The sequence below is a fragment of the Pedobacter puniceum genome, from assembly GCF_009674685.1.
GTDB lineage: Bacteria > Bacteroidota > Bacteroidia > Sphingobacteriales > Sphingobacteriaceae > Pseudopedobacter > Pseudopedobacter puniceum.
Map to the genome: position 1 here is coordinate 1,315,356 of NZ_WKJI01000001.1, position 18,353 is coordinate 1,333,708.

General features: G+C 40.0%; 20 protein-coding genes. 5 read left to right on the forward strand and 15 right to left on the reverse strand.

All coding sequences use genetic code 11. The features are described 5' to 3' along the window. Positions 1 to 184: 184 nt before the first annotated feature. From GJJ64_RS05890 to GJJ64_RS05900, 3 genes are read left to right on the forward strand one after another with little or no spacing between them, the layout of a single operon-like run. On the forward strand, positions 185 to 802 hold the full coding sequence (locus GJJ64_RS05890; protein WP_195759233.1) for a hypothetical protein: 618 nt from the start codon (positions 185 to 187) through the stop codon (positions 800 to 802). A gap of 20 nt (positions 803 to 822) precedes the next feature. Beyond that, positions 823 to 1,911 (forward strand): hypothetical protein, encoded by a 1,089-nt coding sequence (locus GJJ64_RS05895; protein WP_154286775.1) that lies wholly within the window; start codon positions 823 to 825, stop codon positions 1,909 to 1,911. Between the two features lie 19 nt (positions 1,912 to 1,930). Then, positions 1,931 to 2,920: a hypothetical protein gene (locus GJJ64_RS05900; protein ID WP_154286776.1), complete on the forward strand. Its 990-nt coding sequence runs from the start codon at positions 1,931 to 1,933 to the stop codon at positions 2,918 to 2,920. Between the two features lie 29 nt (positions 2,921 to 2,949). Here the strand turns inward: GJJ64_RS05900 and GJJ64_RS05905 are convergent, their stop codons facing one another. The 3 genes from GJJ64_RS05905 to GJJ64_RS05915 form a co-directional block, all read right to left on the reverse strand. Then, positions 2,950 to 3,348 (reverse strand): response regulator transcription factor, encoded by a 399-nt coding sequence (locus tag GJJ64_RS05905; RefSeq protein WP_154286777.1) that lies wholly within the window; start codon positions 3,346 to 3,348, stop codon positions 2,950 to 2,952. A 277-nt stretch (positions 3,349 to 3,625) separates the two neighbouring features. Continuing rightward, complete coding sequence (locus GJJ64_RS05910; protein ID WP_154286778.1) at positions 3,626 to 3,919, reverse strand: helix-turn-helix domain-containing protein; 294 nt, start codon at positions 3,917 to 3,919, stop codon at positions 3,626 to 3,628. Position 3,920: 1 nt separating this feature from the next. Then, the gene (locus tag GJJ64_RS05915) at positions 3,921 to 4,211 is read right to left on the reverse strand and encodes a helix-turn-helix domain-containing protein (protein WP_154286779.1); all 291 of its coding nucleotides are present in this window, start codon (positions 4,209 to 4,211) and stop codon (positions 3,921 to 3,923) included. Positions 4,212 to 4,385: 174 nt separating this feature from the next. On the opposite strand from GJJ64_RS05915, the gene GJJ64_RS05920 reads away from it, so the two are divergent. Continuing rightward, positions 4,386 to 5,987 (forward strand): hypothetical protein, encoded by a 1,602-nt coding sequence (locus GJJ64_RS05920; RefSeq protein ID WP_154286780.1) that lies wholly within the window; start codon positions 4,386 to 4,388, stop codon positions 5,985 to 5,987. Further along, on the forward strand, positions 5,987 to 8,638 hold the full coding sequence (locus tag GJJ64_RS05925; RefSeq protein WP_154286781.1) for a phospholipase D-like domain-containing protein: 2,652 nt from the start codon (positions 5,987 to 5,989) through the stop codon (positions 8,636 to 8,638). The genes GJJ64_RS05920 and GJJ64_RS05925 overlap by 1 nt, the downstream gene beginning before the upstream one ends. A 62-nt stretch (positions 8,639 to 8,700) precedes the next feature. Here the strand turns inward: GJJ64_RS05925 and GJJ64_RS05930 are convergent, their stop codons facing one another. From GJJ64_RS05930 to GJJ64_RS05985, 12 genes are all read right to left on the reverse strand, one after another. Continuing rightward, positions 8,701 to 8,886, reverse strand: a complete 186-nt coding sequence (locus GJJ64_RS05930) for a hypothetical protein (protein WP_449421283.1) — start codon at positions 8,884 to 8,886, stop codon at positions 8,701 to 8,703. 226 nt (positions 8,887 to 9,112) lie between these two features. Further along, the gene (locus GJJ64_RS05935; protein ID WP_154286783.1) at positions 9,113 to 9,562 is read right to left on the reverse strand and encodes a DUF3872 domain-containing protein; all 450 of its coding nucleotides are present in this window, start codon (positions 9,560 to 9,562) and stop codon (positions 9,113 to 9,115) included. A 12-nt stretch (positions 9,563 to 9,574) separates the two neighbouring features. Next, a complete protein-coding gene (locus GJJ64_RS05940) occupies positions 9,575 to 10,135 on the reverse strand; it encodes a conjugal transfer protein TraO (protein WP_154286784.1) in 561 nt (186 codons plus the stop codon). Between the two features lie 20 nt (positions 10,136 to 10,155). After that, a complete protein-coding gene (gene traN, locus GJJ64_RS05945) occupies positions 10,156 to 11,055 on the reverse strand; it encodes a conjugative transposon protein TraN (RefSeq protein ID WP_154286785.1) in 900 nt (299 codons plus the stop codon). An 87-nt stretch (positions 11,056 to 11,142) separates the two neighbouring features. Continuing rightward, positions 11,143 to 12,483, reverse strand: a complete 1,341-nt coding sequence (traM, locus tag GJJ64_RS05950) for a conjugative transposon protein TraM (RefSeq protein WP_154286786.1) — start codon at positions 12,481 to 12,483, stop codon at positions 11,143 to 11,145. Continuing rightward, the gene (locus GJJ64_RS05955; RefSeq protein WP_154286787.1) at positions 12,470 to 12,754 is read right to left on the reverse strand and encodes a nitrogen regulatory IIA protein; all 285 of its coding nucleotides are present in this window, start codon (positions 12,752 to 12,754) and stop codon (positions 12,470 to 12,472) included. Before GJJ64_RS05955 ends, traM begins: the two co-directional genes overlap by 14 nt. Before the next feature lie 18 nt (positions 12,755 to 12,772). Continuing rightward, positions 12,773 to 13,201 (reverse strand): hypothetical protein, encoded by a 429-nt coding sequence (locus tag GJJ64_RS05960; RefSeq protein WP_154286788.1) that lies wholly within the window; start codon positions 13,199 to 13,201, stop codon positions 12,773 to 12,775. Positions 13,202 to 13,212: 11 nt separating this feature from the next. Continuing rightward, on the reverse strand, positions 13,213 to 13,836 hold the full coding sequence (traK, locus tag GJJ64_RS05965; RefSeq protein WP_089874077.1) for a conjugative transposon protein TraK: 624 nt from the start codon (positions 13,834 to 13,836) through the stop codon (positions 13,213 to 13,215). Between the two features lie 19 nt (positions 13,837 to 13,855). Next, on the reverse strand, positions 13,856 to 14,851 hold the full coding sequence (gene traJ, locus GJJ64_RS05970; protein ID WP_154286789.1) for a conjugative transposon protein TraJ: 996 nt from the start codon (positions 14,849 to 14,851) through the stop codon (positions 13,856 to 13,858). A 3-nt stretch (positions 14,852 to 14,854) separates the two neighbouring features. Further along, on the reverse strand, positions 14,855 to 15,487 hold the full coding sequence (locus tag GJJ64_RS05975) for a DUF4141 domain-containing protein (protein ID WP_034735094.1): 633 nt from the start codon (positions 15,485 to 15,487) through the stop codon (positions 14,855 to 14,857). Between the two features lie 28 nt (positions 15,488 to 15,515). Continuing rightward, positions 15,516 to 18,020 carry a TraG family conjugative transposon ATPase gene (locus GJJ64_RS05980; RefSeq protein ID WP_154286790.1) on the reverse strand — a complete coding sequence of 835 codons (2,505 nt, stop codon included), beginning with the start codon at positions 18,018 to 18,020 and terminating at the stop codon, positions 15,516 to 15,518. Next, positions 18,017 to 18,349, reverse strand: a complete 333-nt coding sequence (locus tag GJJ64_RS05985; protein WP_055134009.1) for a DUF4133 domain-containing protein — start codon at positions 18,347 to 18,349, stop codon at positions 18,017 to 18,019. The genes GJJ64_RS05980 and GJJ64_RS05985 overlap by 4 nt, the downstream gene beginning before the upstream one ends. Between the last annotated feature and the right edge of the window lie 4 nt (positions 18,350 to 18,353).

Sequence of the window (18,353 nt, forward strand, 5' to 3'; positions counted from 1 at the left end):
CGACCTAAGAAAAGAAGCAAAAGAACGCCGCTCTTTAATGATGGGTTCTGATTTAGATCTATTAAAGCAATGTTTTATTTTATTAAATTTGGATTTAGTATATAAATTATTACACCAATAAGCTCACTCAATAATATTTTGTTTTCAATTAATATCCCAAACAAATTGCCCTATGATTGATAATATGCAAAACGCAGAAAAGAATGCTATTAATAAAATAAACGAAAACTATAACGAAATAAAATTCCAACTTGAAAATGCATACGGGTCAAGCCAATTTGATTTTCTACGAGAAGAAATCTGTTTATGTATTTTATATGGCTTAAATCAGGCTGCTATAACTCTAACAAATCATTTTTTTGAAAATTTTTTTAAAACAATGATTCAATTAAAATTAGGCTATGATAAGAATAACACTGATTTAGGAAGCATGTATAAAGATGTGATTGATGAATATGATGACAAAAACCTTGAAACTGTACTAAATGTTTGTTGTTCAAGCGGATTAATAACAAAAGAGCAAAAGAAAACTCTTAAAGAACTTAAGACGAAATACAGAAATCCATATTCACATGCAACAAAAAAAGAAATATTCGGAGAGGATAAATTAGTAGGATTTCAAGTAAACCCTAATCCTACATCTGGCGAATCTTCTTTCTCAGAAGTTAAAGAATATGAAACTAAATATAATCTTGGGGTACAGGGATTGTTCCAAGAATTGAAGGCAAGAAAAGAAGCGAAAGAGTATTTCATTCAGTTAGATTCAATTATTAGAGAAACTCTTGATAAATTTTACAAATAAAAATCTTACACCAATCTATAATGACACTGAATCTATTTGGAAAACTGGATGGCATAGAAGAAAATATATTGCATCGAAAATTTAAGCTTCTTCGTGATAATCCTGCTTTGGATGGCGAACGAAAGGTAGTGACAAGTTGGACAGAAAGCTTTGTAGACAGAGACAACAAAATTGTTAAGGAGTTTCAGACCACTTTCCACTCCAGTTTTTGGGAGTTCTATCTTCATAAGGTCTTCAAGGAGGCCGGTTTTGTCATTGACTTTAGCCAGGACAGACCTGATTTTATCATTAAGTCACCTATTGATCTGAATATTGAAGCGGTAGTATCAAATATTAGACAGGGAGGTAAGGGAGAAGAAAATAGAAACATGGACAATATTCTCAGTATGCTGGAACCTCCGCACCTACAGGAGAACTATAATGAATTTCTGGACGAGGCTATTGTCAGAAATTCAAATGCCATACTTTCAAAGAGTAAAAAATATGTAAACGAGTACGCAAATTGTGAATGGGTTGACCAGGAAACACCTTTTGTCATTGCCCTGAGTTCATACGGGCAAATAGATTATGGCAGGGAATATTATTACCCATTGCTCGCATTACTCTATGGACTGTATTTTATCCCCTCAAAAAATGGTTTTAGTACGGTAACGGAAATCACAAAACCCAATACAACATCAACCATTCCCGTAGGCCTGTTCAATGACAACTCATTTGAGCATATCTCTGCAGTAATATTTTCATGTACAACTACTCTGGGAAAGTTGACATCGCTTTCCATATCACAATCGTTATCCAGCTTGCAGCTTAATACTGTGCTGAATATCCGACAGGATTACGAGCTGCCAATATATAAAACACAGATGGTAGACCCGGATAATCCCGAAGAGCTCTCCGATGGCCTTTTTATTTTCCACAATCCGTTTGCTAAAAAGAAAATTTCAAAGGAAATCTTTGCAGCAACAAATATTCTCCAACTGACTTTTGAAGACAGGGTTCTTGCGGCAGAGGGAGAAAACCTGCCGATTGTTGCACGATTAAATATGCCTAAGTATCTATTTAACAAATTTATATCTATCGATGTCGACAAAAAATTTAATAGACGTTAGACCTAACAACATTATTTAAATGATAGAAACAGAAATATCAATAAACGTAAACAGGAAATCCGATATTACTATATTAGAGCAAACAATTATAGGGAACAAGTTCCAATTTCCGGTTTACATTCGGGAATATGAATTTAGCTATCAAATAGATTTTACAAGTGATTATGAGGAATGGGAATTAGACACCGCCATTCTCAATTCTTTTCCTGGATATGAATTTACTACTGACCTTGAAAAAGGACGTAAAGAAATACGAGTTCAGATTTCCCGATTCCAATCAGAATTATCAACTGATGGTTGGGGAAGAAGGATTGAAAACCCTTTAGATGAAACTAAATATCTTGTAAAGGAATCGGCAAATAAATCTGAAAAATTCAACCCTAAAATAAAAGTCCTGTTTGAAGATAAAGAGCAGTACTACTTTGTAAATATTGTGAATGGTATTAACAGCGCTACTGAAGAAAAAGGTTTTTTACTTCTGGATTGTTTTGAAACCGATGAAGCTAAAGAAGCAGCATTTTTTAAAGATAGATTGTATAAATCTCCTTTAGAAGCCTTTCATTCAGGATACTATAAGTTGTCTGAATTAGTAGGTAAGGATTTTAGCACTTACATTAAAAATAAAAATAAGGAAAATAGAAAAATTCAGAAACTACCACGAAAAATCATCAGGGATTTTATAAATGCTTGTAACGCTTCCGACGATAGCAGTATTGTGTATAATCTTGACGAAAATATTATTTTTGAAGAACGTAAAAACTGGAAAACTATATTTGAAACCGAAGGTCTTTCAAAATTCAAAGAATATTTGAACTCATCCAAACAACAATTGTGTGGTAAGAATTTTAAAATTAGGTCGTCTTGGAGTTTTAACTTACCAAATGTGACTATTGGTGTCAAATATTTTCCGCTACCTACAGAAGGTAATATGCACCCTACTCAAAAATACGAGCAGATAAGGTTTGTATTAAATGATGAAAAAATAGTCAGCATTTTATATGAATATTAGTCGGTTACAGGATGAAATGATTTAACGTCCTATCTAGCCTCATTCATAGCGGTTTCAATTACTCTTTTAAAATCATCCACATCACTACCAAATAGCAGATAACTTGAAAAACCAATATCCAAAAGAGATTTCCCAACTTTCTCATCATCTATATCACTATGGGCAATCAGTTTTATTGTAGGATATTCTGTTTTTAATTTGTGAAGCTGCACCAGCACATTTTGGTCGTAAAAATCCAAATCAATAATACAGATTTTGGGAAGTTTATTCAATGAAGACAAGTGAGATAGTCCATCCTCAATATTTTCTGACCGACATAGGACTTTCATTTCGGATGCAGCGAGATCTTTACAGATGCTATCGGTTATCGGGCTTTTATCATTAATAAAAGACAGGGAGATTGTTTTTTGTGCAGTACCAGTTTCCATATTATACCTTTTTTGTGTTGATGTAGCCCTGCACAAAAAGAAAGCGCAGGCAACTACACTTACCGCACATTGAGGTACTGGTATACCCGACAACGAATAAGCGAGCGCCCACGCCTATAGCGTGAGCGTTCCTACTTATCTGTCCCGTTGTCTAAAAATTACCAGTTTTCAATGTGGGACTTAAAGCAAAAACACTTTAAGTATTTCTATATTTTCGATGGTAAAGATACTAAACTCGTTCCTTTTCGACAGCATGTATGGCAAAAAAAGGTTGCAATCATTTTGGTTTAGCGGAAACGTAATTTCGCTCCAGTATGGTCAGAATATCGCTTTCCTTATAAATAATCTTACCGGCTATTTGTACGTACGGCAGTATGCTATCATCACGATATTGCTGTAAAGTCCGTTTGCTGACATGGAGCAGCTTGCACACATCTTCGCCCGAAAGGTATATTTCGCCGTTCATTACAGGACGATAGTTTTCCAATATATCTTCGATACGACTTCTTAGCTTAGTTATCATCTCCTGATAGGCAATGATTTCTTCGTTGTCATTCGTAAATAGATCCATTCTATATAGTGTTGTACGGCTGACCGGCTTTGAGCAAAGCCTGTACATCCGAGCGTTTATAATAATTTTTTCGGTTCAGTCGGGAGTATGGTAATAAACCTTTGTCCTTATACGTCTGCAAAGTCCGCTTGGTAATATTCATCATCAGGCACACTTCCTGGTTATCGAGCCATTGCTCTTCGTTGAAGATGGGCGTATATTTCTGCGTAGCATTTTCGGTCAGTTCCAAAAGTGCTTTCAGTTCATTCTTCATTCCGTCCAATGCGGATTTTTGTATTGCGATTACTTCCATTGTTTGCTCAATTTTGCTATGGAAGTCGAATTTATAAACGCTTATGACAGCGTTAGAAAATGTTGCAGGCTTTGGCTCTGAAAGGTAGTGTTTGGCTCCGCGATAAATTTCAGCATAGTTTATTTTGTAAATTTGAAAAATATAGGTTAATAATAAATCAATATGAATTTTTAAATGGCAGTTTTACAAAAAGGCAAATCAAACTATCCGTTTTGGGGAGCGTCAATAAATTTAATTACAGGACTTGACCCATTAGGGCTTCAGACAACGTCAGAGGCAACTTATGCAACGATGTTGCCCGGAATTTCTAACTTGACTAATCGGCTGCGTTACTACGGTTTTTATTGTTGGTTGTTAGATTTTTACTTTAAAACGGAGAAACAAGGAAATTCAAAAGAACAATACCGATTTATTCGTAGGGCTGAGTTGATGATTGCCATCATAATGCAAAGCCAGCGGAAGGGAGTTCAGCAAATTACTGGTAGTAACTTCGCATCAAACCTTCTCAGTACAGTTGAAGAAAATTATTTTGATTTAGCCGAGGGAGCTGATAAAGACGGTACCGACAAAAATGTGTATTGGAAATATCCGTCAGGTGCTTTCGGACAATATTATTACGGGGCTATGCAAGCTCTTTCATTGATTATTACTGCGGTTAATGATTTTGGCGATGTTGTTTACAATATCAGCCAACCACATCCAAGACAAAAAGTTTCAGGAAAACAATTGGCTGACGCTTTTGAAATGTCATTATCCGCTGAAATAAAAGAACTGTTCTACAACAACATAAAAAAAGGAAAGCTTTACCAATCGGATATTCCAGAACTAATCAAATATTTTGCGATTGAGACTATAGAAACTGAAAGCAGTGAATGGCAATTGTATATGGAAATGCTCCTTGACAAAGATGAGCCAAGCCAAGAAGTTGAAGAATTGGTGACTTTTCATAGAAGAGAAACCATTTTATCGCTAATAAAAACAGCGGTTCAAAACGATAATGACTATAATTGGTATAAATTTTTGCTCGAAAGCTATCATAAAAAATTAGGTTCAAGCACTCAACCCGAAACAGAAACCAATATGGGTTGGTATTGCTATCAACTCAATGAATATTGGCAATACAGTTGCGGAACAATATTTTGGGCAGTACTACAACATCTTTACGATTTTCAGCAAGACCAATATTTGCCGTCTTTTGTCGGGAAGTTTTCGGCTAGTATCACCAAAGAAATTTGTAAGGATTTTAACCAAACATTACAGCCAACATCATTGGTTGCAGAAATTCTGTCCGTTATTCCAGAAACAAACGACGAAGAGGAAACGAAAAAAGCAATCGACCAAACCAAAGACCCAATTCTTGCTGGTAAATACGGTTTCATCCTTTTACTTCAGCTATTCAAAAATAATAGAGAACAATTGCATCCTTTGAAAGAATTTATGAGTAGAAAGAGAACAGAAAGAGATGGAAATATGGTTGATGGAATCCTTACAGTTCATAAAGCAGAGAAAGAAACACTTAAAGATTTTGTTGAACAATTTATTTTACGCAAAATAATTTACAGACACACAATGGTTGCACTTAGAAAAATGGGTAATGGCTCACAATCCACGCATAAATTTTTTATAGAAGAACAATACATCCGTTTTATAGATATATTTCCACCAAGAAATACATCGCCGAGAATGAATGCTTTGCAAAACATAATGTTTGATTTGCAGGTAATCGATGAGGAAAAGGTTTTGTCTCCGCTTCACACAAAACTTTTGGTTGACTAATGGCATTAGAAAGAGAAAATATTTTGACTTTAATTGGAAGCAGAAGATATCATTCTTGTATTCTTACCACTTTCAGCTTTGACTTTTACTACTTTGAAATGAAAGCAATGAAATGGTTGCGTTCGTGTGGTGTGAGAAACATTAATGTTTTTATTGACGGCTACTATTATTCAGAGTTGATGAGCCAAGCCACTGGCGAAGAAATGCAACTTACTGCCGGTTATTCACTTTATCCTGTTTTTCAAAAATCAGTATTTCATCCAAAAATTTGGATGCTATTTGGCGATAAGGAGGGTTTGTTAATTGTTGGTTCGGGAAATCTTACCAATTCGGGAAATGGAAACAACGATGAAATTTGGGGAGCATATCATTTTGATATTCGTTCGACCGAGAACGCCCCAATATTTTCATCTGCTTGGAATTATTTATCGATGCTTTCATCAACAGTTAAAGGTCAGATGAATGAAAAGACCACAAGGTGGATAATTGAACATTCAAAATGGCTTAATGAATTACCAGCAGTAAAACCGTTTGAATTTTTAAATACTTCACAAAAAGAGAAAGTTGCTTTTTTATTCAATTCCGAAGCCTCTTCGATTTGGAATGAGCTATTAAAACATATTAGCAACGAAAAAATTGTTGAAATTACTACCATTTCTCCATTTTATGATAGCAAAGGAAAGGTACTGCAAGAGCTGAAAAATCTTTTCCCAAAAGCAGATATTAATGTTGTTTTAGAAGAAAGTGGTTTTATTCCATCGGCAATGGATTTGAGTAAAACATTTTCATTTTACGACTGGTGCAATGCTGGTATCAGTAGAGTTCAATATTCGAAATCTGATAATTCAAACTCTAAACTTCACGGAAAGATTATCCATTTTAAAACAAAAGATGGAAAAGAATTTTGCCTTTTCGGAAGTGCCAATATAACACCGGAGGGCTTGGCATTAGCAGGAAAAAATGCAAATGCAGAAGTTTCACTTCTTATACAATCTGAAAAAGGTGGCTTGCTTAATAAATTAGGCATAAAATTGAAAGTTGGCAACAAAAAACAACTTTCAGATTTTACTTCTACAGCTCATAAATCCATTTATGAAACGATAATCAAGAATAATAAATTTCAGGTTCAACTTCTTAGCGCAGAATTGATTTATGATGAGCTTACAATTCACTTAAATGGCAATTTCTCAGAACCGTTTAAATTTATGCTTTTTGATAAAGAGAACCGATATTTTCATTCCCAAACATTCTCGAAGTTTGAGCAAGAACTAAAAGTAAAACTCAATGCAGAATTAGGTAGTTTTCAGTACGTTCAATTGGCTAATATAGAGGATGAATTTGTATCAAACAAACTTTTGGTGTCTGATTATTTTCTTCTTGCCAAAACCCATCCAAATCCTAAAACTGAAGACATAGAAAGGATTTACAGCGAAATCCAAAATGGAGAACTAAGCAAAGTTCTCGACTTGTTGCATTATGCGATAATTGATGAAACGGAAAACGAAGAAAGTGCAAGTATTCTGAATAGCCGTAAAACTACAGATGCAAAAAGAGACGGAAACAACGAGCCCGAAAAGCTGTATGACCTTTCTTCTTACAAACCAATTGAGCATTCTGCGTATGAGAAAAGTCTTTTGCTTTCTTCTCTTTCGCTTCGGGTTTTAGATGTTTTAAAATTCATTCACTCCAAATCTCTATCCACAAACAGACAGATTGATATTAGCATTGATGAACAGGAAGAAAATTTAGGTAACATTGATGGAAATGAGGAAAACGAAGTGAAAACAGTTCGCAATCTTTCTTTTGCGTTGCTAAAATCTGAAAAAAGAAAATTGACAAGCTATTTTGATAATCTGTATTATAATCAGCAAGAGCTTCTTTATGGTAGCAATAGACCTCAAAACTATAAACCCACATTAACAGACTTAACCAAATATTTGATAACGCTTGAGCTAATGCTTGAATATGGAGGCAAGACAGAAAAATACGACGAGCAAGACAAGCAACATTTCTTTAGCTATCTTCCGTTTAGTAACAATTATGACAACAATAATGTGAAAGGTTGTTGTTTGAACTTAATAGGCGATTTTTTAATGTTGGCAAGAACAGGCTTTAAAGAATACGAATTTGATTATACAAAAAAGAAAGTTGAGGAATTAAAAGCCGATGCACTTGTAAACACGATTGTTTGCCTGATAAACAATTATTGGAAAGATGGCGAGATGCATTACTTTTTTTCAATGCTTCTAAACACGCTTCATTATTTAGGGTGGAAAAATATTGATGATTTTGAAAATAATTTTGATGATTTGCAAACTAAAATCAATCTTAGAATTTCTGACCTAAAACAGCGAACCAAAGGACTTGAACAAAATCTGATGGTGTTTTATTACAAAGTTTGTCCAGCATTTAAAAAAGTTATGAAGCAACTTGCAGAAAAAAACTTCGATACACTTGCAGTTCAAGGTCAAATTATTTACAAATCTCCGTGGGGTTACAGCTATGTTCAATCAGTAAATAAAATAAATGACTTCACGCTTGTTAGACCAGGCTTTATGTGGGATGATGTTAAAGAAGATTATATAAAACATAGCCCAGATGAAATATATTTGCCGTTAAGGCTCTCTTCTTTTATTTGTACGGATTTGTAGTCATAAAAAATCGGATAGCCCAAAAGGTTATCCGATTTGCTTTTAAATTTATGCTGTAATAATTATCTGCGTTGGGCAGGTTGTTCGGTTGTTACTTCAGGCTGTTGTTTTTCCTTTTTCTCACGAGAATAAACCCACAACGACAATAGCCCAAATATAATCAAGGCGTAAGCTAGCCATTTACCAATCTTTTCAATTAATTTAATGAAAACCGAACTTTCATAAGAGGAGAAGCCTTCTGCTCCCATAGGGCTACGCCTGTAAAACTTTCTCCGGTTAATCCAATAACGAAGTCCCAAGCCTGCAACCAAAAATATGATACCTATAACTAGTGATGCGACCATAACAAAAACACTTTATTTCCACTATTTGAATTTAAGAAAAATATTTTTTCAGCCTGTAAACGATTTGTACTTAATGCGGAAACGGCTTACCCATCGGATAAGCCATTTTTAATGAATTGAAATACTGCTCTTAATCGCTGCTGTTAAACTGGAAGCTCACTTGCTTTTCATTCCCGAAGCTGTCCGAAATCCAAACATCAAACGATTGCGATACGGAAGACGTTGAAGTGTAGTATAGACGAAACTGCTCCGTTGGTAGCTGGTACAGGTCATTGGGATGATACGGCGGTTCATTGTAGTATTGCAACGTTCCCTGCCCGTCAAATTGAAAGTAACGGAGGAAATACTGCGTATTGCTATAATTTCCTGTACGCTGTATGGTAATGCGTATTTCTACGGTCTGCCCATTGGCAATAGCTTCAGGCACTGGCATTACACTCACCTCGAAAGGAAAATTATTCTGTATTTCGAGGTCATCATCTTTGCTGCAAGATACCAACGTAACCGAAGCTGTGAGGATTGTCAGGAATACATATAGTGGCAGTAGCCCCGTTCTGAATTTATTGAATATTGCTATCATCGTTTTTACGTTTTAAAAGTTAAACCTTAATCCCACACCTGCCGACGGTCGGAACTGTTGTAAATCCGTACCCCAAAGGACTTTTGTACGCCCTTGCAGGACTAATACAAAACGGTCGGACAGGTACGTTTCAAAAGTGAGGCGACCGCCTGCTCCGTAGATAAAATTATCTTCGCTCAATATCTTTGCACCGTCGTACAGCATCGCTTCGCCCCGGTTAATGGTTTCGTAACCGACCACACCCGTTACGGCGAAATTCAGCGTGATGTTCTTACGGGCATCGCCCAACAAGAAGAAGCTGTAACCGCCCTCTGCGGAATAGGTTTCCTGCGGTATGCGGAGGTCTTTGTAGTCGTGGTACTGGTGGGTATATCCCAATGTCCAAAGCTGATAGTTGCCGTTCTTACCGTTTAAGGTCATTGCTGCGCTGATGTAGTAATCATTGCCAATCTTATCATCGAACAATACACCTGCACTTATTTCCAATCCTTTCTGCTTTGGCAGCATCCTTTGCGCCTGTGCAGCCGTGATGCCTATCAGGACAAGCAGCACGGTATAGATATACTTTTTCATATTCTTGCTTTAAAGGGTTATTAAAATTTCAGGTGCATATCGTCAATCAAACGGGCTTTGATTAAATCGGAATTTTCTACCTGCAATGTTTGATGCCTGCCGCCGTTCTTCTCGAAAATCTCAATCAACAACACCTTGTCATCGGCAATGGTAAACTGGTCCAACAGGAACACGTTTTGTTCGGTCGATTTTCCGGCAATACCGTCCAATGGCTTGTATGTTCTTAAAGGCGTTAAAGGGCGTTCCTGGACTACGGTACGTTTGGCTACTTTCTTATCCACCACTTTGAAATTGATAAAATCAATCTCGAAAGGCACATTGGTACGGTTTCTCAATTCGGTATGGAAATAGTATTTGCCGTTGTGTATGTAAATCCCTCTCAGGATAAACTGAATGCCGAAGCTCTTAGCCCCGATATGCTTTACAATGCGCTTGTCTTTCTTGTAAATGGTTTTCAGTAACAAGTCTGCCAGTGAGGGCGAATTGTTGCCCAGTTCCTCAAAAAGCACATCGTTTCCGTTGGCTTTATCCACCGCTTTTTGCATTGTGAGCAGGTCGTAGCTCAATGCCTCCGGGTAGGAACTGTAATACACGTTGAAGCTGTAAAAACGCCCGTCATTCGTGATAACTGAAAAATTAGTTTCCGGCTCAAAGTTCCTTACCGATGCTTTTACACGCAATACGTTTTCCGCATCTTCAGCCTTACCTGCAATCAGGTATTCGCTGCCCAAATCCACGTAACGAATGGCGGTCGGGAAAATCAGGTGCGACGTTTTATCGTAGGTAACTTCCATACGGTACGGTTCTATCTTGCCCAATGCAAGCGGTGCTTTTGCAGTGGCACTATCCTGTGCATAAGTTGTTACGGCAAAGCCGAGTATCAGGGCAATAGCCCAGAATATTTTTAAACGATTTTTCATTGTCTTTAATATTTAATTTTTAATGGTAATGAAGCGTGTTCCGTTGCCCGGAACAGGTTTCATTGTTTTATTTATTTGAGTTCAACATTATTTTTTAGATACAAGGAAGACCTGATAACCCGCTTTCAGCATAACCTTTGGCGTTCTCACTTTCTTGGCGAAATAGCCCGAAATACCCTGTACTACGCCACGGCTAAGGTCAGCCGCTACCTGCTGTCCGGCATTCTGCGTGAGCATTACGCTTGTTCCCCCGGTCTGGCTCATATTGCCCGCCATTTCGGTAAGGGCGTTCATTTCCGGCGAATACGGAACGTACAAGCCTTGCTGTCCGTCCAAATCGTAAATGGTAATATCTACCGGGATGATATTGCCCTCCAGTTCTACGGAGGTAACTTTTAATTGCAGCCTGCCATTCTGAAATTTAGCGTTAGCCGTTACAATCGTTCCTTTGGGGATGGTACGTTGCGGGGTTTTGGCAGGCTCTAACAAGCGTAAACGCACACCTGTTTCGCCAACTACCGTTTGGGCTTCGTGTACACAGGCTTTGATACTGTTTTTGGGCTGTACCACCTCTTCAGTAGAACCTGCGGTATAAAATCCCCTGTTTTTTGTTTGGCTCCAATCGGCTGCAAAGGCACTGTCCGACGGTTCACGGTACAAGGCTGATACAATGTTCTTTCTTGTTGGTGTGAACGATACAAATTGCTCTTTTTGGTTAGCACCCGCAGCCCCAGTAGTTGCACCGTTGGCAGGAGCAGCGTTTCCGGTATTGGCATTTTGCGGAAGATACTTTGCAGCCATTTCATAGGATTTCTCCATTAGTTTGAGTTGGTCGTCAACGGTGGCCACAGGTGGCACATCTTTTTCCGACAACTTTGCTTTAAGTTCGTCCACTTGCTTACGGAGTTCTATTGTTTCGACATTGTCATTATTATAAAATGAACCCAGTGTGCTTCGTGCATTACGGTAGCTGTTCAATGCAGAATTACCGTTTCGTCCCGAATTTCTGCCACCACCGCCAAATCCGTTGCTTTCTTCATCTTCTTCAGGTAAACTTTCTTCATTGTCAGCAGATGCACTGTCTTCAGTATTCCAATAGTCAGAAAGCGTGGTCAGTGCATTACGCTTTTCCTGTTCTTTGCGTTCGAGCATTTCCTGCTCATACGCTTTGCTTTTATCGTCGGGCATTCCTGCTCCGGTAGCCTGCGGCACGGCATCGTTCAGCCCAATATTTTCAACCGCCTTTTTATCTTTCGACGGTTTAAAGATGAGGTACATACAGCCGAGAAATACCACGCCCATCAAAAGGAATATGATTGGTTTTTTGAGCTTATCCTTATTACTCTTCTTATTATCCGGCAGATTTGATGCTGCGTTTGGATCTTCCCCCTCAACGAGAAAGCTGACCCTTTTTTCATTTTCTTTCATAAATCTGATTTTTTAAAATTGTTGATACACTATCCTGCAACCTTGCAGGATTTTTACTTTTTAGAACAGGGTTCTCGATATGCTCAATGACCATATCATTACCAGGCTTTGAAGTGTCGTACAGCACTTTGCCAACAACCGCTACAGTAAGCAGCAGGTAACCCACAAAGAAGTACAGCGTATATTTATGCTGTTTGCGTAAAGGCAATGCCCGCCAACGCTCATCTAGCTTGTCAAAGTACCTGTCCATATTTGCTCTTAATTTTTTCATAGCCTTACTATTTCTGTGTTACAGCTTGAAACGCTTAGGACTTTTACCCGCCTGTTGCTTTGGCGCATCGTTGACCAGTGCGACCGCTTCCGTTAATTTAGGTGCGGACATTACGGACAAGTTTGCCAGTTCCGATTTTTTGAGCAGTTGCCCAAAGCCGTCTTTCTTGGTTACTTCCATACGGCTCAATGAGAATTTGCCATTCAGGTACTTTACCCACATATTGCATTCTACACGGGGCTTGTCATCGCCCGACCATTGCAGGTAGCCTGTCAGCAGTAAATCCTGCTTTGGCAAAGTGTCTGCACCTTTTTGGCAGCTTTCGAGGTATTCGCTGATGCTGTCTTTCAGCTTTCCGGCATACGCACCTTGCGTATGGAAATATCCGTTGTATCCTTTATCGGTAAGGATTTTTGTGAACGTGCTTAAATCTGATAATGCTTCCATAAGATTGTTTTTTAGCGTTCGATAACCTCTATATCCTTATTTTCCACGACTGCAAATTTTTCAATATTGAAGCCCTGCGGATTGTTGTCGGAACGAACGGAGTTGACGAGATAGCAGGTAGTAATCAGGTTACGTCTGGTTACATTGCTTGACCGGATAATAAATTGTTTGGCATAGGTGCGCACTGCATACGGGTAGTTGTCGAAATTGCACACGACACTATCCACCTCAATGCGTTGCTGCACGTTCCCCGAAATGATACGGCTGTAATAGCCCTTTTCCGACAAGTCTTTGTAGTAATCAAAAGCACTTTTATCGGCAAGGTTAAATGCCCTGCTCATATTGCTTTCAATAGCGTTCTTGTCGGGCGCAAGCGTAAAGAACAGTTCGTGAAATCTCCTGACGTGTTCCCTTGCTTCAACCGGGCGGTTGATGCTCGCATCCTGCGACAAGGCAAGCATCAGGGATTTGCCGTTATCCAGTACATAGATTTTTTGGCGTTGTTCTTCTGCAAAGCGGTAGGAACGCCATACGGCGTAACCTACCACGCTAATGCAGAGAACCGCAAACACAATGGCATATAATCTTATCTGCCTAAAGCTGTTTTCGATATTTCTTAGCGTTTTAAATTCCATTTTTTAGAATGATTAATGTTTATTTATTCATCAGTTTACCGCCGATGTTTCCAACTGTTGAGCCTGCACCTGCTCCGGCGATGTTTCCGGCTTTCATTGCTGTAGAGTTTACATTGCGGGTAAAGTTTCCTGCGCCTCCGGCTTGGATTACCCAACCTGTTACTGTCGGGATAGTGAAGTACCCGATGATGCCGATAATCATAAAGATGATGTACACGGTATTGCTCGTATCAGGTATATAGGTGGGGTCGGCAAGCATTGCTATATCCCGTTCTAAAATGAGGGATTGTATTCTTGCCAACATTGAGCTGAACAAATCCGAAACGGGAAGCCACAGGTAAACGCTGACGTACCTCGTGAGCCATTGCGTGAGCGTGGACTGAAAGCCATCCCATACGGAAATAGCAAAGGCTATTGGTCCGAGTATGGAGAGGACTATCAGGAAAAACGTCCGTATGGTATCAATGACCAATGCTGCCGCCTGAAAGAGTATTTCCAGTAGATTGCGAAACCAATCCTTTATGGCTTTCTCTATCTTGTAGGCTTGCCTGTCCATATACATACCCGCCATCGTGCCAATGTCGGAGGGCGACCAACCCAGTTCGTCCAGTTTCTTATCAAACTCTTCGTCTGATACCATATAGGCGGTTTCGGGGTTCCTTACCATTGCCTCGTATTCCAACTTGTCTTTCTGCTGTTGCAGCTTGTTCAGGTCAAGCACCTGGTCTTCGAGTATTTGGTGGGTTCCTACCACCACCGGGCTTAGTACCGCATTGATGGTTCCCAATACGATGGTCGGGAAGAACATAATACAAAGCCCCAAAGCGAACGGGCGCAGCAAAGGGAACATATCAATAGGTTCGGCACGGCTTAAAGCCTGCCAAACCTTTAATGCCACATAGAACAATGCTCCCAATCCCGCCAAACCTTTAGCGACTGCCGCCATATCGCCTGCAAGCGGCATCATATCATGATAAAGCGACCGCAGGAGTTCGTGAAGATTATCCCATTCCATAGTTTACCAGTATTTTTGGTTAGCAGTTCCGTAGAGTTCAAGCACTCTTTGGGCATCGTTTTTCTTTTTCGCTCTTAGGTAGCTTACAGAAATGTTCTTGTTGGTGTAGTAGCGTACAAGACTGTGGTAATCCTTAACCTCTTTGTACACACGGTCAATCACATCCATACGCTCTTTGTCATTTAGCGAAAGGCTTGATGAGGTTATAATCTGCTTCAATTCTTTCAGCAGTTCAGTACTTTCATTGAGCAGTGCCGAATAACCGTTGCCGATAGCGGTCAGTTCCTGCGGTGTGAAATTTGGGTCGTTCATCATCTTACCGAAATTTTGCACATACATTTCGGAAACATCGCCCACCAACAAAACCGTTTGCTGCACCTTGCGGGCATCTTTCACAAGGTTGTTGATGGCTTTCAGCTTGTCGTAGTATTCCTTGCCCTGGTCATACACTTTTTTCACTTCGTTAAAGTTTTTTATCACGTTACTCACGGTGGAAGAAGTCTGCACGATTTCGTTTGCAGAGTTGATAATGCCCGAAGCCAAATTAGCGGGGTCGGTTACAACCCACTGGGCTTTTGCTGACGGTGCTACGGCAAGCATAAGTGCCGTACACACCAGATACAATACTTTTTTCATTGTTTCTGAATTTTTAAATTGTTAATGACTATTGATTTGAATTGTCCCGCCTTTGCATTGCGATATGCTTAATGGCGAGTTCCACATTGCCGTCCAGTTCAGCAGCAAGCTGCATCACTTCCATTTTCTCAGTTTCTTCGGTCGTGTAAGCGAGGTATTCCTCCAAACTAACTTCGGTGGCATAGACTGCCGAGTGCGTACCACCTAAGCCAATCCAAACCTCTTTGTAAAGGCGGCTTGCATCGTTGTTCATATTGATGGAAAGTACCTGCCCTTTCTCTTTGTCAGTAAGCCCCAACATCGCCTGTATGTCATCAAACTTGTTCATATACTTGCGTTGGTCAAGCAGGATTTTGCAGTCGGAGTTGTTGATGATACTTTCTTTCACAATGGGCGACTGGATAATATCATCGACCTCTTGCGTTACGACAATCGCTTCGCCGAAAAATTTGCGGACGGTTTTAAACAGGTACTTGATGTATTCCGCCATTCCCTCTTTGGCAATCGCTTTCCAGGCTTCTTCAATTAGGATGAGCTTGCGAATACCTTTCAATCGGCGCATCTTGTTGATGAACACCTCCATAATGATAATCGTGACTATGGGAAAGAGGATTTTGTGGTCTTTAATCGCATCAATTTCAAACACGATAAAGCGTTTGGAAAGCAGGTCTAACTGCTTGTTTGAGTTCAGCAGGTAATCGTATTCGCCACCCTTGTAATAGGGTTCGAGTACGTTCAGAAAGTTGGCAATGTCAAAGTCTTTTTCCCTTACCTGCTTTTCCTCCAATACCTTGCGGTAATCGCTCTTTACATACTCATAAAAACCGTTGAATGAGGGATAAACATCTTGGTGCTTGATACGCTCGATATAACCGCTTACCGCATTGGAAAGGGCAACTTCTTCAGAACGGGTTGGCGGTTCATCATCACGTTTCCATAAAGTCAGTATCAAAGTCTTGATACTTTCCCTTTTCTCAATATCAAAGACGCCGTCATCAGTATAGAAAGGATTAAAGGCAATCGGGTTGTCTTCGGTGTAAGTGAAGTAAACGCCGTCTTCGCCTTTGGTCTTTCCTTTGATGAGTTCGCATAAGCCCTGATAAGAGTTACCCGTATCTACCAACAGCACGTGTGCGCCCTGCTCGTAATACTGCCGTACCATATGGTTTGTGAAGAACGATTTACCACTGCCTGATGGCCCTAATATGAACTTGTTCCGGTTCGTGATGATACCCCGCTTCATAGGCAGGTCGGAAATATCCAGATGGATAGGTTTTCCGGTCAGGCGGTCAGCCATCTTGATACCGAACGGCGAGGGCGAATTGTGGTAGTTGGTTTCTTCCGTAAAGAAGCACAGCGCAGGCTCAATGAACGTGTAAAAACTTTCCTCACTGGGAAAGTCGCCTGCATTGCCCGGCATTCCTGCCCAGTACAAGGTAGCCACATCCGCAGTGTTGTGCCGGGGTTTACACTCCATCAGTGCCAACGCACTACCGCAATCGTTCTTTAGCTGTTTGAGTTCCGAAAGGTCTTCCGACCACGCCATAATGTTGAAGTGCGCACGTATAGAAGACAGCCCGAAGCTGCGCGCTTCGTTCAGGTACTTTTCTATCCACTCTTTGTTGATTTGGTTGGCACGGCTGTACCTTGCCAGTGAGTGCATATTACGGGCAGATTTCTCAAACTTTTGCAGGTTGTCTTCACTGTTATCCAAAAACAAATACTGGTTGTAGATGTGGTTGCAGCTCAACAGCAAACCCACGGGTGCGGCGAATGACAAACGGCAGTCGCTACGGTCGGTGGATAGCTTTTCAAAACGGGTATCTGCCGATACGGTTCCGGGCAGGTCGTCTGTGTCTGACAAGGTGTGCAGGCTTAACCTTTTGTTGCCAATGCGTACTTCTTCGTTTCCAAGTGCGATGTCCTGCATTGGTGTTCCGACTCCCCTCGATAGCGTGAGGTACTGCTCCAGTAATCCCTGTGTATCTTCCGTACCGATGATTTCATCTTCGGTCAGGCATTTCAGGCTTACAAAACCGCTATCGTTCACGATACGCTCAAATTGGGCGACCGCCTCCATAAAGCGATGTATCGTTTCCTTGTTCCTGATTTCCTTTGGTATCAGTTTGCCTTTGCAAAGCGAACTGAAGTTGCTTTGCATCCGCATTCTTTCCTTAGTGGTCTTCGTCAAGAACAGGTAACAATAATGGTTCAGGAACGGTCGCTCATTGAAATGGCGTTGATAAGACTTTGATAAAAAACTTTGGTCTTCTATTGACAGATCGGGCGCATAGCTTTCCTTGATGTACCAATCCTGTTTGTGAATGACCGTAAAATCAGGCAGGGTTTTAATCGCTTTGTGCCAGGCGGAATGTATCACTTCATATTCCGCAGAAGCTACCGTGAACAGTTCCGGCAGGCGCACTTCAAAGCAGGCGGTAATGTCCGCATCTTTGGAAAGGATGCAGTTGTTCTCTACTGCCAACAACGGAAATTTGTTTTCCAGTGTGGTGGTCTTTGCTACATTTCTCATACGGCATTCTGTTTAGGTGTGAATTTTAAATAGCGGTGTACAGGCTTGCGGCAGATGATGTAGCGGGGATGCCGTTTATTAGCTGCAATTTTCATCAGCCCGTGTTCACCGTACTTCCTGTTGAGTGAAAAGGTCTGCCATACAATGAGCGATGCACCGCCTGCTCCGAGGAATAGGCAGATGTAAGAGTTTACGCCTGCCATATACAGTATCATTACGAAGATTAGCGTACCGAGTAGTCCGCCAGCGAAGATGAAAAGGTATTGCGCTTTCAATCCTTTAAATTCTACCGTTCTTCCGATGCCTTTGTTGATATTGTAATTGTTCATAAGG